The sequence below is a fragment of the Oceanimonas aquatica genome, from assembly GCF_030732065.1.
In the GTDB taxonomy this organism is placed as follows: Bacteria; Pseudomonadota; Gammaproteobacteria; order Enterobacterales; family Aeromonadaceae; genus Oceanimonas.
In genome coordinates this window covers 260113-282499 of record NZ_JAVBHX010000001.1, presented here as the reverse complement: position 1 = coordinate 282499, position 22387 = coordinate 260113, and the positions used below count along the sequence as shown (strand labels likewise).

At 62.6% G+C, this 22387-nt stretch carries 17 protein-coding genes; 7 read left to right on the top strand and 10 right to left on the bottom strand.

Annotated features, from left to right (window positions below):
- Window positions 1-35 precede the first annotated feature (35 nt).
- The 5 genes from Q9290_RS01330 to glyA are packed head-to-tail and all read right to left on the bottom strand — an operon-like array spanning window position 36 to window position 6539.
- Complete coding sequence (locus tag Q9290_RS01330; protein WP_306077829.1) at window positions 36-665, bottom strand: sarcosine oxidase subunit gamma; 630 nt, start codon at window positions 663-665, stop codon at window positions 36-38.
- On the bottom strand, window positions 658-3687 hold the full coding sequence (locus tag Q9290_RS01325; RefSeq protein ID WP_306077828.1) for a sarcosine oxidase subunit alpha family protein: 3030 nt from the start codon (window positions 3685-3687) through the stop codon (window positions 658-660). Before Q9290_RS01325 ends, Q9290_RS01330 begins: the two co-directional genes overlap by 8 nt.
- Window positions 3684-3971 (bottom strand): sarcosine oxidase subunit delta, encoded by a 288-nt coding sequence (locus Q9290_RS01320; RefSeq protein ID WP_306077827.1) that lies wholly within the window; start codon window positions 3969-3971, stop codon window positions 3684-3686. The genes Q9290_RS01325 and Q9290_RS01320 overlap by 4 nt, the downstream gene beginning before the upstream one ends.
- Window positions 3972-3983: 12 nt before the next feature.
- Window positions 3984-5237 carry a sarcosine oxidase subunit beta family protein gene (locus Q9290_RS01315; protein ID WP_306077826.1) on the bottom strand — a complete coding sequence of 418 codons (1254 nt, stop codon included), beginning with the start codon at window positions 5235-5237 and terminating at the stop codon, window positions 3984-3986.
- Between the two features lie 48 nt (window positions 5238-5285).
- Window positions 5286-6539 (bottom strand): serine hydroxymethyltransferase, encoded by a 1254-nt coding sequence (gene glyA, locus Q9290_RS01310; RefSeq protein ID WP_306078173.1) that lies wholly within the window; start codon window positions 6537-6539, stop codon window positions 5286-5288.
- A gap of 322 nt (window positions 6540-6861) precedes the next feature.
- Here glyA and Q9290_RS01305 point away from each other — a divergent pair, with 322 nt between their 5' ends.
- The 6 genes from Q9290_RS01305 to Q9290_RS01280 all read left to right on the top strand — a co-directional run bounded on the left by Q9290_RS01305 (window position 6862) and on the right by Q9290_RS01280 (window position 14407).
- Window positions 6862-7917: a GlxA family transcriptional regulator gene (locus Q9290_RS01305; RefSeq protein WP_306077825.1), complete on the top strand. Its 1056-nt coding sequence runs from the start codon at window positions 6862-6864 to the stop codon at window positions 7915-7917.
- Between the two features lie 77 nt (window positions 7918-7994).
- A complete protein-coding gene (locus Q9290_RS01300; protein WP_306077824.1) occupies window positions 7995-8711 on the top strand; it encodes a response regulator in 717 nt (238 codons plus the stop codon).
- Window positions 8711-9454 carry a substrate-binding periplasmic protein gene (locus tag Q9290_RS01295; protein ID WP_306078172.1) on the top strand — a complete coding sequence of 248 codons (744 nt, stop codon included), beginning with the start codon at window positions 8711-8713 and terminating at the stop codon, window positions 9452-9454. Before Q9290_RS01300 ends, Q9290_RS01295 begins: the two co-directional genes overlap by 1 nt.
- Window positions 9455-11719 (top strand): ATP-binding protein, encoded by a 2265-nt coding sequence (locus tag Q9290_RS01290; RefSeq protein ID WP_306077823.1) that lies wholly within the window; start codon window positions 9455-9457, stop codon window positions 11717-11719.
- Window positions 11720-11843: 124 nt separating this feature from the next.
- The gene (nhaC, locus tag Q9290_RS01285; RefSeq protein ID WP_306077822.1) at window positions 11844-13319 is read left to right on the top strand and encodes a Na+/H+ antiporter NhaC; all 1476 of its coding nucleotides are present in this window, start codon (window positions 11844-11846) and stop codon (window positions 13317-13319) included.
- A gap of 239 nt (window positions 13320-13558) precedes the next feature.
- A complete protein-coding gene (locus Q9290_RS01280; RefSeq protein WP_306077821.1) occupies window positions 13559-14407 on the top strand; it encodes a DMT family transporter in 849 nt (282 codons plus the stop codon).
- A gap of 69 nt (window positions 14408-14476) precedes the next feature.
- Here Q9290_RS01280 and Q9290_RS01275 read toward each other — a convergent pair whose 3' ends face one another.
- From Q9290_RS01275 to Q9290_RS01250, 5 genes are all read right to left on the bottom strand, one after another.
- On the bottom strand, window positions 14477-14830 hold the full coding sequence (locus Q9290_RS01275; protein ID WP_306077820.1) for a cupin domain-containing protein: 354 nt from the start codon (window positions 14828-14830) through the stop codon (window positions 14477-14479).
- Window positions 14827-16143 carry an NAD(P)/FAD-dependent oxidoreductase gene (locus Q9290_RS01270; RefSeq protein ID WP_306077819.1) on the bottom strand — a complete coding sequence of 439 codons (1317 nt, stop codon included), beginning with the start codon at window positions 16141-16143 and terminating at the stop codon, window positions 14827-14829. The genes Q9290_RS01275 and Q9290_RS01270 overlap by 4 nt, the downstream gene beginning before the upstream one ends.
- A gap of 10 nt (window positions 16144-16153) precedes the next feature.
- A complete protein-coding gene (locus Q9290_RS01265; protein WP_462806079.1) occupies window positions 16154-17542 on the bottom strand; it encodes an FAD-dependent oxidoreductase in 1389 nt (462 codons plus the stop codon).
- A 73-nt stretch (window positions 17543-17615) separates the two neighbouring features.
- Window positions 17616-19043: an aldehyde dehydrogenase family protein gene (locus tag Q9290_RS01255; RefSeq protein ID WP_306077818.1), complete on the bottom strand. Its 1428-nt coding sequence runs from the start codon at window positions 19041-19043 to the stop codon at window positions 17616-17618.
- Window positions 19044-19045: 2 nt separating this feature from the next.
- Complete coding sequence (locus Q9290_RS01250) at window positions 19046-20233, bottom strand: aromatic ring-hydroxylating oxygenase subunit alpha (protein ID WP_306077817.1); 1188 nt, start codon at window positions 20231-20233, stop codon at window positions 19046-19048.
- 340 nt (window positions 20234-20573) lie between these two features.
- Between Q9290_RS01250 and Q9290_RS01245 the strand changes: the two genes are divergently transcribed.
- Entirely contained in the window at window positions 20574-22280 is a 1707-nt protein-coding gene (locus tag Q9290_RS01245; RefSeq protein WP_306077816.1) for a BCCT family transporter, read from the top strand.
- Window positions 22281-22387 lie beyond the last annotated feature (107 nt).

The window sequence follows — 22387 nt, the reverse complement described above, 5'->3', positions numbered from 1 at the left end:
GCAGTAAGGCCCGGCGGACCGGGCCTCAATTTATGTTACTTGCCGATCACCAGGCCGTATTCCCGGCTGGCATCCTGCAGCCACAGCCACAGGTAGTCGGAGAAGCTGCGGCGGATCACCAGCTCAAAGCTCTCGGCACCGGTGCGGCGCAGCAGCGCCGAGCTCTTGGCGAACACGGTACCCACACACTTGCCGGTGGGGAAATTGGACGGGTGCACATCGTAGGGGCACGACTTGCGAATGACCATTTCCGCCTTGGGACCGGACAGCTCAATCACGGTCTGGCCGCCGCTTACATCGGTGATGGCATAGTGGCCGGACAGCTGCTCGCGCAGCGCCTGCTGCAGCGGGCCTTCCTGACCCCCTTCGGTGATGATCAGCCACTCGTCGGGAGACAGCCACTGCACCAGCGCCTTGCTGCTTTCGGCAGAGCTGCAGGCCCGGGTGGGCAGTGCCACGCCCAGTACCTTTTCCACGGTTTTGGCGAACAGCTCGTTACTGGCGTTGCCGCGCAGTACCAGATGACCCATAAAGGCCTTTTCGCGCAGCACCACTTCACCCTGCTGATCCTGTTTGGCCAGCGTCTCCAGGTTGGCGTGGTACAGCGGGGATTCCACCCGCACCTGGCGTTGTACTTCAGTCTGTTTGGCGGTGTTGTTAGACATGCTGACGCTCTCCTTTGGGATCATAGAAAATCGGGCTGGTGATTTCGGCTTCCAGCACCCGGCCGTCCGCCAGCGGACAGTACACGGTTTCGCCCATTCGGTTCAGACCATCCTTGACCACGCCCATGGCGATGTTGTGGCCCAAGTTGGCGCTGTAGTAACTGGATGACACATGGCCAACCATGGGTACCGGCACCGGATGGTTGGGGTCCAGTACAATCTGGGCGCCTTCCGGAATCACGGTCTTGGCTTCCTTGCACTTCAGGCCCACCAGCTGCTTGCGGTCGGTGCGCGCGGTGTCTTCCCGGCTCCAGGAACGCTGACCGATGAAGGGGAACGGCTTGTTCTTGCCCACACACCAGTTCATGTTCAGATCCTGCGGCGTTACGGAGCCGTCAGTGTCCTGACCCACAATGATGAAGCCCTTTTCGGCACGCAGCACGTGCATGGTTTCGGTGCCGTACGGGGTGATGTCAAATTCGGCACCCGCTTCCATCAGCGCTTCCCACACATGCATGCCGTAGTTGGCCTGCACGTTCACCTCAAAGCTCAGCTCACCGGTGAAGGAGATGCGGAAGATGCGGCCTTTCACACCGGCAATGGTGGCGTCCTTCCAGGTCATAAAGGGGAAGGCGTCACCGGCCAGATCCACGTCTTCACAGACCTTTTCCAGCACCTTGCGGCTGTTAGGACCGGATACGGTCATGGTGGCCCAGTGATCGGTCACGGAGGTGAAATACACTTCCAGCTCCGGCCATTCGGTCTGGTGCCACAGTTCCAGCCACTGCAGTACGCCCGCGGCGCCGCCGGTGGTGGTGGTCATCACAAAGTGCTCGTCGGTGATGCAGGAGGTCACACCATCGTCAAACACCATGCCGTCTTCTTTACACATCAGGCCGTAGCGGCAGAAACCGGGGTTCAGCTTGGCCCAGGCGTTGGTGTAGATACGCTGCAGGAATTCCCGCGCATCCTTGCCCTGAATGTCGATCTTGCCCAGGGTGGAAGCATCGAGAATGCCCACGCTGGTCCGCGCTGCCACACACTCGCGGTTAACCGCCTGGTGCATGTCTTCGCCCGCCTTGGGGAAGTACCAGGGACGCTTCCACTGACCCACGTCTTCGAACTCGGCGCCGTTCTTCACGTGCCAGGCATGCATGGCGCTGAAGCGGGCCGGGTCGAACAGGTGACCCGCGTCACGGCCGGCAAAGGCGCCCATGGTGATCGGGGTGTAGTTCGGACGGAAAATGGTGGTACCGGTTTCCGGAATGCTCTTGCCCATGGCATTGGCAGCAATGGCCATGCCGTTGATGTTGCCGAGCTTACCCTGGTCGGTACCAAAGCCCATGGCGGTATAACGCTTGATGTGCTCGATGGACTCAAAGCCTTCGCGTACGGCCAGCTCGATGCCGGCGGCGGTCACGTCGTTCTGATAGTCGACGAACTGCTTGGGCGCACGGCTGGTGGCGCGGCTGTGGGGCACCAGGAACAGGGCCTGAGCCTGATCTTCCCGCGGATCCGTGGTGTTGACGTCGGCATCTACCACATTGGCAGACAGCTCACCGTAACCGGTGGCTTCGGCGGCCTCACGACCGGCCTTGAGGCCCTCGTTCAGTACCGCAGACAGACCATAGGTACCCTGCATGCCGCCGGCCAGCAGTTGCTTCTGCACGGTTTCGCCGGGCACAAAGCCGATGACGTCGGCATTCCAGACCGGACGGGAACCGGTGTGGGCGGTCAGGTGCACCACCGGGCTCCAGCCGCCGGACGTGGCGATGATGTCACAGTTAAGCTGCACGGCGTCGCCGGTCACACGGCTGCCGTCGCTGGTGATGGGCGCAACCTTGGCACCGTTCACCCGCTTCTTGCCGGTGGCTTCAATCAGGCCGTGGCCGGTGTAGATCTTTACGCCACGGGCCTTGAGCTGGTGGTAGCGATCGCCGTCGGGCTTGGAACGGCTGTCAATCACGGCCACGATTTCACGGCCGGCGTCCAGCCAGTCGATGGCGGCCTGATAGCCGTAATCGTTACAGGTCATCAGCACCAGCTGCTTGCCCGGGGCCACGCCATAGCGGTTGACGTAGGTGGACAGGGCGCTGGCCACGTAGCAGCCGGGCAGATCGTTGTTGGCGAATACCAGCGGACGCTCCTGAGCGCCGGTGGCCAGTACCACGCGGCCGGCACGAATGCGGTGCAGACGCTGACGGGTCTTGCCGGAAATACGCTCGCCCAGATGATCGGTACGGCGCTCCATCACGGACACGAAGTTCTGATCGTAGTAACCGGACGCGGTGCTGCGTGGCAGCAGGGTCACGTCGGGCAGGGCTTCCAGCTCTTTCACTGCCGCGGCCACCCAGGCAGCCGGTGCCTGGCCGTTGATTTCCTGAGTGCTGTGCAGCAGGTGGCCACCGAACTCATTCTGCTCGTCCACCAGAATGACGCGGGCGCCACGGCGACCGGCGGCCAGGGCCGCGGTCAGACCGGCGGCACCACCACCCACCACCAGCACGTCGCAGTGATGGTTGAGCTTGTCATAGGTGTCCGGATCCCGCTCGTTGGGCACCCGGCCAAGGCCGGCGGCCTTGCGGATCAGGTGCTCGTACTTGGGCCACATGGACTGCGGATACATAAAGGTTTTGTAGTAGAAGCCGGGGGGCATCATGCTGCCGCCGAGCTTGCCCATCACGCCCATGATGTCCTTGTCGACATTCGGCCAGCCGTTGGTGCTGGCGGCGGTCAGACCATCGTACAGCTCGGCCTGGGTGCCACGAATGTTGGGGATCATGGTGGCTTCACTAGAGCCCACCTGCAGAATGCAGTTCGGCTCGTCGGCACCGGCGGCCATGATGCCGCGCGGACGGGAGTACTTGAACGAGCGACCGACCACGTCCACGCCGTTGGCCAGCAGGGCCGAAGCAATGGTGTCACCGGCCAGGCCTTCATAGCGCTTGCCGTTGAAAATAAAGTTGAGCGGCTTGCCGGCGTCTACCCGGCCCTTGCCCTGAATGCGGTTCTGCTGGCTCATGACTGGCCTCCTTGCTGCGGCTGTTCGCCCACCTTGTAGGTTTCCTTGATTTCATAAGTCACTGTGTGCCGGGTGGCATTGAAGAACTTGCGGCAACCGGCGGCGTGGTACCACATCTCGTGATGCAGGCCACGGGGGTTCTTGCGCAGGAACAGGTACTCGGCCCACTCCTTGTCGCTCAGCGCATTGGGATCCGCCGGGCGGGCAATGTGCGCTTCGCCGCCGTAGTGGAACTCTTCTTCTTCCCGGTGTTCGCCGCAGTGCGGACAATAAATGTTAAACATTGTCTCTCTCCTTTAGTGGGCAACGCCGGCTGCGCCGTGTTCGTCGATCAGGTGACCAGTGGTAAAGCGGTCTACGTTAAACGGTTTGGCCAGGGGGTGCGGATCGTCCTTGGCAATGGTGTGGGCGAACACGTTGCCCGAGCCCGGCGTGGCCTTGAAGCCGCCGGTGCCCCAACCGCAGTTGAAATACAGGCCCTTGATATGGGTCTTGGAAATAATCGGACAGGCATCCGGACAGGTATCCACAATACCGCCCCAGGTGCGGTTCAGACGAACCCGGCTGAAAATGGGGAACATCTCGACGATGGCCGCCATGGTGTGCTCCACCACCGGGAAGGAGCCGCGCTGGCCGTAGCCCAGGTAGCTGTCGATACCGGCGCCGATCACCAGGTCGCCCTTGTCGGACTGGGACACATAGCCGTGTACGTGGTTGGACATCACCACTGTGTCGAGGATCGGCTTCACCGGCTCGGATACCATGGCCTGCAGCGGGTGGGATTCCAGCGGCAGCTTCATGCCCACCATGTCGGCCATCACGCCGGAGTTGCCGGCGGTCACACAGGCTACCTTGGGCGCCTTGATAAAGCCGCGGGTGGTGTCCACCCCGGTCACGGCGCCGTTTTCGCGGCGAATGCCGGTCACTTCGGTCTGCTGGATCAGGTGCACGCCCATGGCGTCGGCGGCGCGGGCAAAGCCCCAGGCCACGGCGTCGTGACGGGCGGTGCCGCCGCGAGGCTGCCAGGACGCACCCAGCACCGGGTAGCGGGCGTTCTTGGAGCAATCCAGAATCGGTACCAGATCCTGCACGTCCTTGGTGTACAGCACTTCACTGTCGATGCCGTTCAGACGGTTGGCATTGACCCGGCGCTCGATGTCGCGCATGTCCTGCAGGGTGTGACCCAGGTTGAGTACACCGCGCTGGCTGAACATCAGGTTGTAGTTCAGATCCTGGGCCAGGCCTTCCCACAGTTTCATGGAATGCTCATAGAGCCAGGCCGCTTCGTCCCACAGGTAGTTGGAGCGCACGATAGTGGTGTTACGGGCGGTGTTGCCGCCACCCAGGTAGCCCTTTTCGATCACCGCTACATTGGTGATGCCGTGCTCCTTGGCCAGATAGTAGGCCGTGGCCAGACCGTGGCCGCCGCCGCCCACGATGATCACATCGTAGCCTTCGTGCTTGGGAGTGGGGTTGCGCCACACTTTCTGCCAGTTCTCGTGGTGAGTCAGGGCATGCTTGAGCAGCCCGAATCCTGAATATTTCTGCATGAGGGTCACCTGTTGTTTGAATTCCGTGTCCTGTTTGGGTGAAACCGCTTAGCGATACACCGGGAAATAGCTGCAAAGGCTGGCCACCTGGTCCTTGACCGAGATGATCACGTCCGGGTCGTCCATGTGCTCCAGAATGTCGCAGATCCAGCCTGCCAGCTGGCGGCAGTGCTCGGCCTTGAAACCGCGGCTGGTGACCGCCGGCGTACCGATGCGCAGGCCCGAGGTCACAAAGGGCGGCTGCGGGTCATTGGGCACGGCGTTTTTGTTGACGGTAATGTTGGCCTCACCCAGCACTCTGTCTGCGTCCTTGCCGGTAATGCCCCGGGCTGACAGGTCAAGCAGGAACAGGTGGTTCTCGGTACCGTTTGAGACCACGTCAAAGCCGCGCTTCTGGAACACTTCCACCATGGCCTGGGCGTTTTCCACCACCGCCTGCTGGTAATCGCGAAACTCGGGCTTGAGTGCCTCGGCAAAGGCCACGGCCTTGGCGGCGATGGCATGCATCAGCGGGCCACCCTGGCCACCGGGGAACACGGCGCCGTTGAATTTCTTTTCCAGCTCCGGGTTGGCCTTGGCCAGGATCAGGCCGCCACGGGGGCCGCGCAGGGTCTTGTGGGTGGTGGTGGTGACCACGTCGGCAAAGGGCACCGGGTTGGGGTACACACCGGCGGCCACCAGACCGGCGACGTGGGCCATGTCGACAAACAGATAGGCACCCACCTTGTCGGCGATGGCGCGGAACCGGGCCCAGTCCATGATCTGGGAGTAGGCGGAAAAACCGGCCACAATCATTTTGGGCTTGTGCTCCAGCGCCAGCTGCTCAACCTGGTCGTAGTCCACCTCACCGGTGGTTTCGTTCAGGCCATACTGCACGGCGTTGTAGATTTTGCCGGAGAAGCTCACCTTGGCACCGTGGGTCAGGTGACCGCCGTGGGCCAGGCTCATGCCCAGCACGGTGTCGCCGGGGGCGCACAGGGCCATGTAAACGGCGGCGTTGGCCTGGGAGCCGGAATGAGGCTGAACGTTGGCGTAGTCGGCGCCGAACAGTTCCTTGGCACGATCAATGGCCAGCTGTTCCACCTTGTCTACCGCTTCGCAACCGCCATAATAGCGCTTGCCCGGATAGCCTTCCGCATACTTGTTGGTAAGCACCGAGCCCTGGGCTTCCATCACGGCCGGGCTGGTGTAGTTTTCCGAAGCAATCAGCTCGATATGCTGCTCCTGACGGCTGGCCTCTTCTTCCATGGCCGACCACAGGGCCGGGTCGATATCCTGAATGCGGGTGTGCTTGCTGAACATGTCGTAACCTCCTTGTTCGCGCCGGGCTCCGCCCGGGTCTGTGTTCATTCAGCCGGCACCGTGATGACGGTCTGCCGATTGTGCTTTGACGGCATACTACTGCCGGGGAAGGATGTGCAGATGACTGGTTGCGGCCCAATGCTGCGTATTTGCGACAAAAAAATCACATTCCGGCAACATTCGTGATCGGGATCCGACATTGTCGCCAGGGTTGTACACAGAGCAAAGAGTGCAAAGGGGGCGCCGGCGGGGTAAACTCCGGTTAACACGCAGTAACATCAATAAGGCCGGCTCTCTCTGCGGCGCCCGCACCATCGAAACCATGTCTCAAGTCAGTGAAAAACGTCACTTCAGCCACCGGCTGCGTGACACCAACAGCGCCTTTCTGCCTGCCCGCACCGCCGGCAATGCGCCGGTGCGCGTCGGCTTTGTGCTGCTGCCCCACTTTTCCATGATGGCTTTTACCGCCGCCGTCGATGCCCTGGTCACCGCCAACCTGGTGCAGTCCACCCCCCTGTTCACCATTACCAGCTACGGTCTCGACAGCCCCAAGGTGCACAGTGATCTGGCCATCGACATTTCCGCCAACCACATCCTGGCCGAGCTGCCCCTGGACGGTGATGACGCCCTCGATGTGGTGGTGGTGTGCGGCGGCTTTCGCTGCAGCCTGGCCGAGCACGGCGAACTGTCCCGCAAGCTCAAACTCGCCACCAAGCGGCAAAAAGTGCTGGGCGGTCTGTGGAATGGCGCCGTGGCCCTGGCCCATGCCGGCGTGCTCGACGGCCTGTGCTGCGCCATTCATCCCGACAACCACAGCTATACCCGAGAGCGCTTTCCGGCGGTGGAGGTGTCCAACCAGGCCATGGTGGTGGACGCCCGCATTCTCACCAGCGCCGGCCCCAGCAGCGCCCTGGAAATGATGCTGATGATGATTGAACGGCTGCACGGCCCCGACACGGTGCGTGCCATTCGTGAAATTCTGAGCAGCGACCGCCTCGCCGACAGCAGCGAAACCCGGCTGACCCTGGCGGAAAACGACCCGGCCCTGCCCGGGCCGCTTCGGGATCTGCTGCGGCTGATGAACAGCAATATCGAAGAGCCGCTCGGCATTGAAGAGCTGGCCGGTTATGTGGGGCTGTCGCGCCGGCGGGTGGAGCGGCTGTTTCAGACTCATCTGCAGGCCACGCCCTCGCGCTACTATCTGGAGCTGCGCATTACCCAGGCACGCCGCCTGCTGCTGCAGAGCGACGACAGCATTGCCAACATTGCGGTGGCCTGCGGCTTTGCCAGCTCCACCCACTTCAGCCACTGCTTCAAGGACTTCTTCGGCGTATCTCCCAGTCAGGCCCGGCAGTTGCGGCGGGACGCCGCCGGCTGAACGCGTTGACAAGGCCGCGACGGCGGTGATAGATAGATTTGGGCCAGGCAGGGCATCATCAACAACACGGGCATGATATGGATATCAGCATTCTGATAGTGGAAGACGACGACATCACCAGAGACTGCCTGGCCGACTACTTTCGCCAGGAACAATATGAGGTGCACGGCGCCGCCAGTGCCGAGGAGGCCGAGCAACTGATGCAGGCGCACAAGGTGGATCTGGTGCTGCTCGACATACGCCTGCCGGGCAAGGACGGCCTCACTCTGACCCGGGAAATTCGCGCCAACAGCGACACCGGCATCATTCTGGTCACCAGCCGTCAGGACGACATCGAGCGCATTATCGGTCTCGAATGCGGCGCCGACGAATACGTGTCCAAGCCCTTTAACCCCAGGGAGCTGCTGGCCCGGGCCAAGAACCTGGCCCGCCGGGTGCGGGCGGCCTCCCCCCGTGAACAGACCGCCAGCACCCAGCTGCGCCGCTTTGACGACTGGCGCATCGATCTCGACCGCCGCCTGCTGCTGAGCGACGACGACGAGTCCACGCCCCTCACCCACGGTGAATATCAGTTGCTGTGCGCCTTTATGAACCATGCCGGCCAGACCCTGTCCCGGGATCAGCTGATGGATCGCATCAAAAACCGGGAATGGGCCCCCAACGACCGCACCATAGACGTGCTGGTGGGCCGTCTGCGGCGCAAGCTGGGGGATGACCCCGCCAGCCCGCGCATCATCCTGACCGTGCACGGTGCCGGCTATGTGTTTACTCCCAGGGCGGTGCCGTGTTGCTGATGCTACGCCTGCTGTTGTTGCTGCTGCCCGCCCTGGCCTGGGCAAAGCCCCCCACCATTACCGCCTGTGGCCACCCCGTGTATCCGCCGCTGTCGTGGGAGCAAAACGGTGAGCTCACCGGCATAGCCCCGCACCTGGCGCGCAAGCTGCTGGCCGAGCAGGGTTATCAGGTGGACATGCGGGTATTCGGCAACTGGGAGCGCTGCCAGCTGGCGGCGCGCCAGGGCAAGGTGGACCTGATTGTGGCTGCCTACAAGACCCGGGCCCGGGAAAAGGACTTTTTGTTCAGCGCGACACCCATAGTGGCAGACCCGGTGGTGCTGTTCACCCACTTCGGCAACGGCAGCCGGGTGCCCTGGAACCTGACCACCCAAACCCTGGGGCTGCTGTTTGGCGATAGTTTCGGCGACGAATTCGACCACCTCACCGCTCACCACCCCCATGTGGAGCGGGTCTCCACCGGCGAGCAGAACTTTCACAAACTGGCCCTGGGCCGCATCGATTACATGCCCATCGGCCTGGCCACCGGCAAGCTGCAAACACAAAAGCTCGGCCTGACCGGGCAGGTGCAGCCCCTGCCCGAGCTGCTGACCCTGGAGCACTATCACCTGGCCGTGCCCAGGGGCTCGCGGCTGTCCCCCCTGCTGCCGGCGCTGTCGGCGCGGCTGCGGGAACTGGCCGAAAACCGTTACATTGAACAGATCACGCCCCATTTTGAACGCCATTACCTGGACGCCCCCTGAATGAATGCCCTGTTGACCCTGCTGCCCCGCTACCGGCGGCGGCACCCTCTGAGTTTTCGCCTGTTCTGGCTTATCATCGGCGTCAGCCTGTGCTTTACCCTGCTGTCTACCGGCGTGCAGCTGTGGCTGGATCACCGCAAGATCAACCGGGAAATGGACGAACGGCTGGTACTGATTGAGCAAAGCTACCTTAACGGTCTGTCACAGAGCCTGTGGGATCTGAACCTGCCCCAGGCCCGGCTGCAGCTGGAAAGCATGCTCGACATGCCCCACATGGCCAGCCTCACGGTCACCGGCGATGGTCTGGACCAGCCGCTGGTTCTGACCAGGGGGCCGGGCAACGACGGCGTGAACCGCCACGGCTTTGAGCTGGTGTACCCCAGCCCGGCGCTGGGGCCGCAAACCGTGGGCCGGCTGGAGGTGGCCTTCAGCCGGCAAAGCATTCGTCATCAGCTGATCGGCCGGGCCCGCAGCATTTTGCTGGGCCAGTCGCTCACCGTGCTGCTGATTGCCCTGAGCCTGATGCTGGTGTTTCAGCGCCGGGTGACCCGCCATCTGGAACGCATGGCCCGTTATGTGGAGCAAATTGGTGAAGGCCGCCCGGACTCCACGCCCCTCGGCCTGGCCCGCAGCCCGGGCGCCCTGCCCGACGAACTCGACACCCTGGTGGGTGCCATCAACACCATGCGCCAGTCGGTGGAACGCCGCCAGAGCGAGCTGCAGCACGACAAGGAAAAGCTCGAGGCGCTGGTCGACAAGCGCACCCGGAATCTGCGTCAGGCCAAGGAAGAAGCGGAAGCCGCCGACAGTGCCAAGTCGCGCTTTATTGCCAACATGACCCACGAACTGCGCACCCCCATGAACGGCATTCTGGGTACCCTGACCCTGCTCAAGCCGGCGCTGGAAAACCGCGCCGAAAAGGGCCTGCTCGACACCCTGCAACACTCGGCGGATCACCTGCTGATGCTGCTCAACGACGTGCTCGACTACGCCGCTCTGGAGCAGGGCCCGTTGCCGGAAGACCCGGCTCCCTTTGCCCTGAGCGAACTGCTGGAAAGCACCATTGCCATGATGCAGGGCTATGCCGGCGCCAAGCAGATCCGGCTGCGTCTGAACGCCCCCGACACCCTGCCCTGGCTCTCGGGCCACGCCGACCGGGTGCGCCAGGTACTGATTAATCTGTTGTCGAACGCCATCAAGTTCACCGACGAAGGCGGCCAGGTGCGGCTGGCGGTGCGTCCGGTGGGCAAGGGCTGGCAGTTTGTGGTGGAAGACAACGGCATCGGCATTGCCAGCGAGCAACAGGATCGCATTTTTGACCGCTTTACCCAGGCCGACGAGAGCATCAGCCGTCGCTACGGCGGCACCGGCCTGGGGCTGGCCATTTCCCGCCGGCTGATTGAAGCCATGGGCGGCACCCTGTCTCTGGAAAGCGCACCCGGCCGGGGCAGCCGCTTTGGCTTTACCCTGCCACTCACGCCGGTCGAGGCCCCGGCCCGGGCCCGGCAGACCGAGCTGGCCGCCCTGCCCAGCCTCAGCCTGCTGCTGGTGGAAGACGTGGCCATCAACCGGGGCATTCTCACCGCTCTGCTGGAGCAGCATTATCACCTGGTCAGTCAGGCTGAAAGCGGCGAGCAGGCACTGGAACTGGCGCGTCAGCAGGCCTTTGACGTGATATTGATGGACATGCACCTGCCGGGCATGGACGGCCTGGAAACCAGCCGGCTGATCCGCGAGCAGCTCACCGGTCTGAACCAGGACACCCCCATTATTGCGATTACCGCCAGCGTCACGCCCGAAGACATTCGCCGTTATCTGGACGCCGGCCTGAAGGCGGTGGTGGCCAAGCCGGTGCAGTGGCCAAGGCTCACCCAGGCCCTGGCCCAGGCCATGGGCATCAAGCTGCAGCCCGAGCTGGCCCTGACCCAGCCGTTGCTGCAGGAGCACCTGCGGGTGCTGGGCCGTGGCCGGCTGCTGGCCATGGCCAGAAGCTTTGCCGACGAGCTGCCCGGCAAGGTGGCGGAGCTGCAACGGGCGGCGGACAACGAGGATCATCACGAGCTGGCCCGGCTGGCCCATCGTCTGGGGGGCACCGCCGGCATGCTGGATCAGTCCCGGCTGGCCGAGGTACTGGGCGAGCTGGAGCGGGCCGCCGAGAGCGCCAGCTTTTTGCTGCCGACCCTGCTCACCGACATGGAGCGGGCAGCACAGCAGGCCCGGGACGACCTGGCCGCCCTGTGCCGGCAGCTGGAACGCAAGAACTGACACAAACCGTTTACAACTTTTTACAATTGGCACAACCCCGCCATACATTCTCCCCTTAGCCTGAGCCTGTTACCGGTATGCCGCCCGGCACTCGCCGGGCCGGCTTTGGCTCAAGGAGAGAACCATGACAACAAAAGCCCCCCAAAAACCCGGCTTCTGGCTGGCCTGTCTGCCCATCGCCCTCACCTTTGTGGTGCTGGGTGTGCAGCTGTTTTACTTCGGCAACTTCACCCCCCATGTTCCGCTCGCCATCGGCGTGGCCATTACCGCCCTGATCGGCTGGCTGCGCGGCTACCGCTGGAACGACATGGAAGACGGCATCATGCATGTGGTGCGTCTTGGCCTGCAGTCGGTGGGCATTCTGATCATCGTCGGCATGATCGTCGGCATCTGGATTGCCAGCGGCACCGTGCCCTACCTCATCAAGCTGGGCCTCAGCCTGATCTCGCCGGAGCTGTTCCTGGCCGCCTCCGTGCTGATCTGCGCCGTGGTGTCGGTGTCGCTCGGCACGTCCTGGGGCACCACCGGCACCGTGGGCCTGGCGCTGATGGGCATTGGCAACGGCTTTGACATTCCCATGTACTGGACCGCCGGTGCCGTGGTGTCTGGCGCCTTCTTCGGTGACAAGATGTCGCCGCTGTCGGACACCACCAACCTGGCCCCCGCCGTGACCGGCGTGAACCTGTTCGACCACATTCGCAACATGCTGCCCACCACCATTCCCGCCATGCTGATTGCACTGGTCATTTATCTGGTGGCCGGCTTTGGTCTGATTGGCGATCAGGCGGTGAACTTCACCCGCATCGAGAGCATCATCAACGGCCTGGATCAGAACTTTGAGCTGTCCTGGACCCTGCTGCTGCCGCTGGTGGTCACCATTGGCCTGGCACTGAAGAAAATGCCGGCCCTGCCCACCCTGTTTGCCGGCGCCCTGCTGGGCCTGGCCACTGCCATGCTGACTCAGGGCGTGGGCCTGCAACAGGCGTTCGAGTTCATGTTCAGCGGCTACCAGATTGATACCGGTGTGCGCGAAATTGACGCCCTGCTCAACCGTGGCGGCATTCAGAGCATGACCTGGGTGATCACCCTGATGCTGGTGGCCCTGGCCTTTGGTGGCGTGCTGGAACGCACCGGCTGCCTGGAAACCATTGTGGAGAAGATTCTGGGCCGCACCAACAGCTTTGGCGCCATGCAGTCGTCCGCCATTGCCACCTCGGCCATGACCAACGTGGTGGGCGGCGACCCCTACCTGTCCATCGCCCTGCCCGGCCGCATGTACGCCCCCGCCTACAAGGCCAAGGGCTACTCGCCGCTGAACCTGTCCCGCGCCTGTGAGGAAGGCGGCACCCTGATCTCGCCGCTGATCCCCTGGAATGCCGGCGGCGCCGTGGTGATCACCGCCCTGGGTCTGGGCATTTCGGAGGGCAACACCGAAAACCTGCTGTACATTCCGCTGGCCTTCGCCTGCTGGCTGTCGCCGCTGATCGGCATGGCCTACGCCCACCTGGGCTGGTTCTCCCCCAAGGCCTCGGCCAAGGAAAAGGAACAATGGCAGCGGGAAGCCGCCGAGCTGGCCGCCGAGCCGGTAGCGGTGAAATAATCACATTGCTGTTTTGAAGACGAAACGGGCCGAAAGGCCCGTTTTTTGTGCACGATGGCTGAAGCCGGAGCCGCCGGCCCTGGACTCTCGTCCCCGTCTGCACGGGGATGACGTTTCTTCACGGGAGTGACGGAAAAACCGCGTCGTTTACACCATCAGTCAGGCCGTTTTCAGCACAGTCCGGCATCCGTATAAACGCCATGCTCGCCCTCAGTTTTTACTGTTGCGGAAGCCCCATTATGTCCCCTTACCACAAAGGCGTTTTACTCACTCTGGCCGGGGTCACCGTGCTCAGTCTGGATGCCCTGCTGATTCGCCTGATCGGCGCCGATCACTGGAGCCTGTTGTTCTGGCGCGGGCTGCTGCTGAGCCTGAGTGTGGGCGTATTGTGCCGTCCCAAAACACGGCTGCCGCGCCGGCTGATGCTGGGCTCGGCGCTGTGTTATGCCGCCACCACCATTACCTTTGTGCTGGCGGTGCGCCTCACCAGCGTGGCCAATACCCTGATCATTCTTGCCGCCGCGCCCCTGGTGGGCGCCCTGCTCAGCCGCATTTTGCTGAAAGAGCAGATCACCCTGCGCACCTGGCTGGCCATGGCGCTGTGCATGGCAGGGCTGATGATGGTGATGTCGGGCAGTGGTGACAGCAATCTGGCCGGGGATTCGGCGGCCCTGTTGTGTGCTGCCAGCCTGGGCGGCAAGCTGGTGTGCGATCGGGCCGCCCGCCCCGCCAATATGGCGCCGGCGCTGGTGCCTGCGGGGCTTATCATCGCTCTGGTGGGATTTACCCAAGCGCCGGTATTAACGGTGCCGGCCGCCGATGCGCTCTGGCTGGGTCTGCTCGGCCTCGGTGTGGTGCCGCTCGCCTATGTGCTGATAAGCCAGGGGCCGCGCTATCTGCCGGCGGCGGAAGTGGGCCTGCTGCTGTTGCTGGAAATGCTCCTTGGGCCCTTGTGGGTATGGCTGATACTGAACGAGCCGCCGGGCCAGGAAGCCATACTGGGCGGCCTGGTGGTACTCACCGCCCTGCTGCTGCCGCGCCTGCCCATGCCCCGTCGCTGGCGGCAGGCCGTGCCGGCCGGCAGCTGAATCACAACACACAAAAAAGCCGGCCAACGGGCCGGCAAGATAGTGCTTGGAGTCGTATAACGGTTGCGTTCAGGCCAGGCCGTGCAGCTCCTTCCAGTTGCCCGGATGAACCACATAGCCAAAGAGGGCATGGCCACCGTAAACCAGCTCGGTGCCTTCGGGGATCCACAGCATCTGGCCGGGGCGCACTTCGTGCTTTTTACCGTTGGCGGTGAGCTCAAAGCAGCCTTCAATCACGAACACCACTTCGTCGTAAAGCAGGGTCCAGGCCACTTCGGCCCCTTCCCAGCGGGCAAAACCCACGCCGATGTTCGGCGACACTTCCGGGCTCAGGGCCCGGGCCACATAGGCCATGCCGGGCGTGTCGCCCCGCACGGTAAAATCCAGCTCTTTGCTGTCGATCAGTTTTACTTCTTTGGTCACAGTTCACTCCTGCTCTGCCACTTGGCGAGGCGAATACGGCTTTTCACCCCCAGCCCCAGGAAGGGCTCGGGCGGGTTCAGGCTGGGCATGCCGGTCACTCGGCAAATGTCCCGCAGCAACTGGGAGTCGGCGCCCACCGCCATGTCCGCCATCAGGGTGCCGGAGATGGTGCCCCAGGCCGCGCCCACGCCGTTGTCACAGGCGCTGGCATACACGCCGCTTTCAAGCTCACCAAAGAAGTTGGTGAAGTTGCGGGAGATGGCGTAAACGCCGCCCCAGGTATGGGTAAAGGGCACCTCGGCCAACGCCGGATAACGGTCCAGAAACGCCTTGCGGTGATCGGCCTGAATTTTCCGGCGCATCGCCTCGCTGACACTGGCACCGTATTTGGGCACGTGTTTGTAGCTGTTGCGAATAATAATGCGCCGGTCGGCGGTCATGCGCAGGGTGGTGCCGGCGTGATCCGCCGGGGTCAGACCCCAGTTCAGCTCGCCGCCGTAGCGGGACAGCTCGTCGTCGGTCAGCGGCCGGGTCCAGCTGGCGAAGGTCATTACCGGCAGCAGCCGGTTTTTGAGATAACCGAACTCGCGGGTAAAAATGCTGGCCCCCAGCAACAGGGTCGGGACTTGAATCTCACCCTCGTCTCCCTGCAGCCGCCACTGGCCGCCTTCGCGGCGCAGTGAACGAATGGGTGACTGCTCCAGCAGCTCCACGTTATCAGGCAGATGCTCGGCCATGCCGCGCACCAGGGCCGCCGGCTGCATCAGGTAGCAACCGGGGGTGAAAATGGCCTGACTGTAGAAGCCAGTGCCCAGCACCCGACTCAGTTCGGTTTTGTCCACCCACTGATAGGGCTCGCCCAGCCCCTTCATCAGGTGCTCGAAGTGCTCGAGAAAGGCGATACCCCGCTCCCCCACCGCGCCCTGATATTTGCCCACAGCGGACCACTGGCAATCGATGTTGTGGCGCTCGACCAGCCCCTGCAACTGGGCAATGGCGGCCCGGTTGAGGCCCAGCAGTTTCTGCTTGTGCACCGGATCCGGGTGCTCCAGGGCAAACTTGTGCGGCAGGTCAATCACAAAGCCGGAGTTGCGCCCGGAAGCGCCTTCCGCCACCCGCTGGGCATCCACCAGCACAATGCGGGCCTCGGGCTCGAGCTCGGCAAGCCGGCGGGCGGCGGCCAGGCCGGCAAAGCCCGCGCCCAGCACCGCATAATCGGCTTTCTGGGTACCTTTGAGCCGGGTGGCGGGCGCCGCCGGGGGCAGCGCCTGATACCAGCCGCAGCTGTTGTCGTCGTTGGGTAAGGCGATCATGATGTGTTCCTCAGGCCACGTTGCGGGCAGGGTTAAGGTGTTCCAGCCACTGGCTGCGCTGGCTCTGCAGCTCGCGGCCCAGCAGCGCAAAGCCGCTCAGGCTGCCGTCGGCGCCGTAAAAGCCGGCGGCCAACTCTTCACCATGAGCCTCTACCCGCCACTCGCCGGGGCCCACCGCCGGTTGTACCGACAGCGGCAGCACCGGGGTTTTCACCAGCACCGGCGAGGCCTTGAGGCTGGCCTCGGTAGTGCGGCCCAGCAGGGTCTCCACCAGGGCGGGAATGGCCTGATTGATGGGCGCGATATAGGGTGCCCACTGGCCCGCTACCTCGGCACAATCGCCCAGGGCAAAAATGGCGGGGTCACTGGTGGCGTGGGTCAAATCCACGCTGATGCCGCGGCCGGTGGCCAGTCCTGCCGCCTGGGCAAGGCCAATGTTGGGCCGCAGGCCCACAGCGCTCAGCACCAGATCCGTGGCCAGTTCAGCGCCGCTTTGCAGCTGCAGGCGATAGCTGTCGCCGTCGGCCTCAATGTGGGAGATGCTGTCCTGCAGCGCCCACTCCACTCCCAGGCCGCTCAGGGCCCGTTGCAGCGCTTCACCCAAGGGTTGCGGGATCAGTCGTTCCATGGGCCACTGGCCCAGCCCCACCACGGTCACGCCAATGCCCTGGGCCGCCAGGTCGTTGGCAAACTCACAGCCGATAAGGCCGTCACCCAGAATGGTGACGTGCTTTTTACCGGCCAGCTGGTCACGGAAACGGCGGTAATCCAGCAGGTCATTCACGCTTACCATGGCGCTTTGCTCGCCGGCCACCGGAATGCCGGCCACCGGAATCTGAATGGGTGAAGCACCCGTGGCCAGCACCAGGCGGCCATAGGGATATTCACCAATGCTGGTGTGCAGCCGCTTGTTTTCCCGGTCGATTTTCTCCACCCGGGTATGGGGATAAACCCGCACGCCCAGGCGCTGCTCCCAGGCCAGGGCGGTTTCGCTCACCAGGCCGTCGCCGTCCTTGCCCAGAGCCAGGGCATTGGACAGCGCCGGCTTGCTGTAAAGGGCGCCGTCATCGGCGGTAAACAGGGTAATGGGCAGTTCGGGAGCGCGGGCCCGCAGCGCCGCCGCCAGCTGATAGCCACCGTGGCCGGTGCCGATGATCACCACCGGCTCCAGAGTGAGCTCGGCCGCCGGCGCCAGCGTCTCGGCCATGGCCACCACTTCTGCCGGCTCGTCGTCGGTGATCTCGATCATTTCGAAGTCCGCCTTGCCCACCAGGCAATCGGGACACAGCCAGTCGTCCGGCACGTCTTCCCAGCGGGTGCCCGGCGCGATACCGTCGGCCGGCCAACCCTTGGCTTCGTCATAAATCAGTCCGCAGATGATGCATAACCACTTTTTCATCGTTCTCTCCCCCACTACCCTGTTACTGCTTTGCTTCGGGCCGGTATGTCACCGGCCCTTTTACTGATGGCCGTCAGCCCTGACGCAGGCGAATGCCGATATTGCGGGTCTGGACATAGCTGTAAATGGCTTCCTGTCCTTTCTCGCGGCCAAAACCCGACAGCCCCACACCGCCAAAGGGCGTTTCAATGCCGCCGGCAAACCATTCGTTGATGAACACCTGGCCGCCCCGCAGCCGGTTGGCCACCCGCAGGGTCTGGTTCAGGCCTTCGCCGAACACGCCGGCCACCAGGCCAAAGTCGGTACCGTTGGCCAGCGCCACGGCGTCGTCTTCGTCGTCAAAGGGCATGATCACCAGCACAGGACCAAACACTTCCTGCTGCGCAATGCTCATATCGGCAGTCGCTTCAATCACGGTGGGGGCCACGAAGTAACCGGACAAGTCCGGTGCCACGCCGCCGGTAAGCACGGTGGCGCCCTCGGCACGGGCCTGCTCGATCATCGCCAGCACCTGCTGCTGCTGCCCTTCGGACACCACAGGCGTCAGATCCGGGTTGCCCTCGCCCTGGCCAATGGTCAGGCTCTCGGCCAGCGCCACCACGGCAGCCTTGACCTCGTCGTAGCGGCTGCGCTGCACCAGCAGGCGGGACATGGCCGAGCACACCTGGCCGGCATTAAAGAAGATGCCGACTTTCACACTGGCCAGCAGGGTGTCGAGATCCACGTCCGCCAGGGCGATGGCCGCCGACTTGCCACCCAGCTCCATCACCGACGGCGTGGCGCGCTCGGCGGCATCCTTCAGGATGCGCTGGCCGGTGGGCACAGATCCGGTAAACACAATCTGGTTGGTGTCGGCATGCTGCACCAGATGGCTGCCCACTTCCGAGCCCTTGCCACACAGCAGGTTGACCGCGCCCTTGGGGAAACCGGCTTCTTCCACGGCCTTGACCAGCAGGGTCATGGCCAGCGGCGAGATTTCCGGCGACTTGATCACCACGGCGTTACCGGCGGCCAGCGCCGGGGCCAGGGAGCGGGCGCAGATGGACACCGGAAAGTTCCAGGGCACAATCTGTACCGAGACACCAAAGGGCACGTACTGGGTAAAGTCCACGTAGTCCTTGCCCAGGGGCACCGAGATGCCCTCAATCTTGTCGGCCATGCCGGCGTAATATTCGAAGTAACGGGCCGCTTCAATAAACTCGTCGCGGGCGTCGTTCAGGCTTTTGCCGTTTTCACGGCAGGCCACCAGGCCGCCTTCGTCGGCGATGGCGCGAATGGCCTCGGCCGCCTTCAGCATCCAGGTGGTACGCTGGGCCGGGCGCACGTCGCTCAGGGCGCCGCTGTTCACACAGCGGCGGGCGGCGGCCATGGCCTGGTCGGCATCTTCAATGCCGGCCTGGGCAATGGTCGCATAGGGCTCACCGGTGCCCGGGTTCATCACGGTGATCTGGCGGTCGGCATTCAGCCACTGGCCATCGATGTAGTTCAGATAATGTTGCACGTTCAGTCCTCCAGGGCGGCCTTGGTCTGGGTTGCCAGCCACTTCTGGAAGAAGTGAGTGGGCAGGTCCATCTCGGGTGAGAAGACGCCACCACCGAAACCGGGGGAATGACGGCCTCGCTGCATGCCTTCCACGGCACCGATGTCTTCGCCGAACACCACGCGCCAGGACTCCAGGGTGGCGGTACGGCAGGCGGCGTATTCGTCGCGGGTGGCTTCGTCGCCCACGTAGTACAGGCGCAGCCGCTCAACGGTTTGTTCTGCACGAATGGGGTCAATCATCATGGCAAAGGCATGGTCCGCCTGAATGCCCAGCAGCACGTTGGGGAACAGCGCCACATATTCGGCGTGGCGCAGCTTGTCCTGGGGCCAGCTCGGGAACATGGGCAGATGCGTGCCGGCGGTGCCGGACAGGTCATATTTGTAGCTGCCCTGCCCCGCAAAGCGGTCTTCAAACATGATGTTGTAGTGATCTTCCAGCTTGGAATAGGTGTTCAGGGCCGGGTGCACCCAGGGCAGATGGTAGGCTTCGCAGTAGTTTTCCACGGTCAGCTTCCAGTTGCTCTCCACCTCAATTTCCAGGTGGCCGCCCATGTTGACCCGGCGCAGCAGGCTCAGGCCATCGTTCCCCAGGAATTCGTTCCAGCGGGCTTCAAGCGGTGCAATGTGCTCTTCAAAGGAAGGGGCGTCGCCGGACAGGTTAACGAACACCATGTCCATCCATACTGCGGAGCGCAGCGGCTTGAGGCCGTGCTTTTCACACTTGAAGCGCTCGTCCTTGTGCTTGGCAATGCCACCGATGTGCGGGGTGCCCTTGAGGTTGCCGTTCAGATCATAGGTCCAGGAGTGATAGGGGCAGCGGATCATGCCCTGCACTTCACCGGCTTCGTGCACCAGCTGCATGCCTCGGTGGCTGCAGACGTTGTGGAACACCTGCACCTCGCCATCCTTGTTGCGCATCATCAGCAGCGGCATTTTCATAAAGCTGACCGGCATGACGTAACCGTTCTTGATCAGATCGGACGCAAAGCCGACACAGGCCCAGGTTTTGCCAATTACCTTGTCGCGCTCAAACGCGAAATATTCTTCGCTGGTGTAGGCGACGTTCGGCATGCCGCTGGCTTCCACAATCGGATTCAGTACGCTATCTACCTGCTGTACCGGAATGATGGTTTCGCTGACGTTGCTCATCTTGCTTTCTCCACAGTGACGCAGTGTTGGCTGCGTGGTTCCTTGTCGTTGGCACACTCGGGTGCCGATGGGGTGGATTCTGGTTAACAAGGTGGCAACAAACAAACGACTTTTTGGCCGGGTATGGATGAGCTTTTGTCATCCATTTGTAATGTGGTTCAAATGTAACCAACCCGTGCTGCTTTAGACGGTTAAACAGCCACCGCATGAGCTGTTATCACTCATGGATGAGAAAAAATAACTTGAGTGCGTCTTTCGCTATCCCTAATCTCACGCCGTTAACAGACCGTTAACCATTTTCACGTAAAAACGTAATACGCAGAGGGAAGAGGGAGGAGTTATGCGTGCTACATCCGGGATCCTGAAAGGACTAAATCCAACGGTGACCATTGCCTCCAAGGTGCTGGTTATCTGTTTTGTATTGTTTTGCGCCATCATGGCCAACCAGGCCGGTCAGTATTTTGAAACCGTGTCCGGTGCCTTGCTGCACAACATGAAATGGTTTTACCTGCTGGTGGTCAGCCTGGTCACCGGCCTTCTGCTGTATCTGATGATCAGCCGCTTTGGTCACATTCGCCTGGGCAAGGATGATGAAAAACCCGAGTTCAGCTATCTGTCGTGGATTGCCATGCTGTTCTCGGGCAGCATGGGTATTGGCCTGGTATTCTGGTCGGTGGCCGAGCCCATGTGGCACTATGCCAGCAACCCGTTTGCAGAAGGGCTCAGCAACGAATCCGGCCGGGTGTCGATGTGGCTGACCTTTTTCCACTGGGGTCTGCACCCCTGGTCCATCTTTCTTATCGTGGCCCTGGCCCTGACCTATTTTTCCTACCGCAAGGGACTACCGCTGACCCTGCGCTCCATTCTGTATCCGCTGATCGGTGAGCGTATCTATGGCCCCATCGGCCATGCAGTGGACATTCTCACCGTGGCCATTACCGCCTTTGGCATATCCCAGACCCTGGGGATGGGGGTAATTCAGATTAACTCCGGCCTGAACCAGGTCTTTGGCACCAGCATCAGCTTTGGTGTGCAGTTGCTGATCATTGTGGTGCTCTGTACCTGCGCCGTGGCCTCTGTGCTGTCGGGCGTGGGCCGGGGCATACGCCGGCTGTCGGAATGGAACATGGTGCTGTCGGTACTCATGGTACTGGTGGTGCTCTACATTGGCCCCACCCGCTATATTCTGCACTCCTTCCTGGAAGGCATTGGCGACTACAGCAGCCAGGTGGTGGGCATGAGTTTCTGGAGTGATGCCCAGAGTGACTCCGGCTGGCAGAACTGGTGGACCGCCTACTATTGGCCCTGGTGGATGACCTGGGCTCCCTTTGTGGGCATGTTCGTGGCGCGCATTTCCAAGGGGCGCACCATTCGCGAACTGATTGGCGGCGCCCTGATCGTGCCCACCCTGATGACCTTTTTGTGGATGGCTGCGTTTGGTGGTTCGGCGCTGAAGGTAGAGCAGGACGCTCGGGTAGCCTACGAGCAGCAAGCAGTGGCACTGGCCGAGGCCGGTGAGCCGGCGCAGGCGCCCTTTACCGGCGGCCCCATTCTGGAAGCCACCAAAAAGGACACCACCCTGGCACTGTTTACCCTGTTCGACGAGCTGGATGCGGGCGCCATGGGCAAGCTGCTGAGCGTACTGGCCTGCTTGCTGCTGGGCACCTACTTTATTACCTCGGCCGACTCCGGCACCCTGATCCTCTGTACCCTGGATTCACTGGGTAACCCTGAGCCGCCCACGCCCATACGGATATTGTGGGGCATCATGATTGCGGCCATTGCCGGGGTGCTGCTCTATGCCGGCGGGCTGAAGGCCATGCAGACCGCCTCCATCATTGCCGGTTTCCCCATCTCCATCTTTATTGCGGTAATGAGCCTGACCCTGGTGCACAGTATTCGGCGCGAGCCCAAGCCCTGGGCCATGGTACCGGATAACGTGCGCCCGGCCCCGACCAAGCTGGATGGCTCCATTCAGCCACTGCTGGACGACACCGTTGAGGCGGCCCCCACAGTGAACTGGAACAACCCCGTCGCCGGAAAATAATCGGTAGAGGTGAGCTAATAAAAACCGGCATGGTGACATGCCGGTTTTTTTCGTTAGGGCCCGTCACTCCCGCGAAGGAACGTCATTCACAGCGCAGGCGGGAATGA

Coding starts and splice junctions, on each gene's coding strand:
- Q9290_RS01325 (WP_306077828.1), bottom strand. CDS start 3,687: ATGAGCCAGCAGAACCGCATTCAGGGCAAGGGCCGGGTAGACGCCGGC.
- Q9290_RS01250 (WP_306077817.1), bottom strand. CDS start 20,233: ATGAGCAACGTCAGCGAAACCATCATTCCGGTACAGCAGGTAGATAGC.
- nhaC (WP_306077822.1), top strand. CDS start 11,844: ATGACAACAAAAGCCCCCCAAAAACCCGGCTTCTGGCTGGCCTGTCTG.
- Q9290_RS01300 (WP_306077824.1), top strand. CDS start 7,995: ATGGATATCAGCATTCTGATAGTGGAAGACGACGACATCACCAGAGAC.
- Q9290_RS01330 (WP_306077829.1), bottom strand. CDS start 665: ATGTCTAACAACACCGCCAAACAGACTGAAGTACAACGCCAGGTGCGG.
- Q9290_RS01245 (WP_306077816.1), top strand. CDS start 20,574: ATGCGTGCTACATCCGGGATCCTGAAAGGACTAAATCCAACGGTGACC.
- Q9290_RS01295 (WP_306078172.1), top strand. CDS start 8,711: ATGCTACGCCTGCTGTTGTTGCTGCTGCCCGCCCTGGCCTGGGCAAAG.
- glyA (WP_306078173.1), bottom strand. CDS start 6,539: ATGTTCAGCAAGCACACCCGCATTCAGGATATCGACCCGGCCCTGTGG.
- Q9290_RS01270 (WP_306077819.1), bottom strand. CDS start 16,143: ATGATCGCCTTACCCAACGACGACAACAGCTGCGGCTGGTATCAGGCG.
- Q9290_RS01280 (WP_306077821.1), top strand. CDS start 13,559: ATGTCCCCTTACCACAAAGGCGTTTTACTCACTCTGGCCGGGGTCACC.
- Q9290_RS01265 (WP_462806079.1), bottom strand. CDS start 17,542: ATGAAAAAGTGGTTATGCATCATCTGCGGACTGATTTATGACGAAGCC.
- Q9290_RS01320 (WP_306077827.1), bottom strand. CDS start 3,971: ATGTTTAACATTTATTGTCCGCACTGCGGCGAACACCGGGAAGAAGAA.
- Q9290_RS01290 (WP_306077823.1), top strand. CDS start 9,455: ATGAATGCCCTGTTGACCCTGCTGCCCCGCTACCGGCGGCGGCACCCT.
- Q9290_RS01305 (WP_306077825.1), top strand. CDS start 6,862: ATGTCTCAAGTCAGTGAAAAACGTCACTTCAGCCACCGGCTGCGTGAC.
- Q9290_RS01315 (WP_306077826.1), bottom strand. CDS start 5,237: ATGCAGAAATATTCAGGATTCGGGCTGCTCAAGCATGCCCTGACTCAC.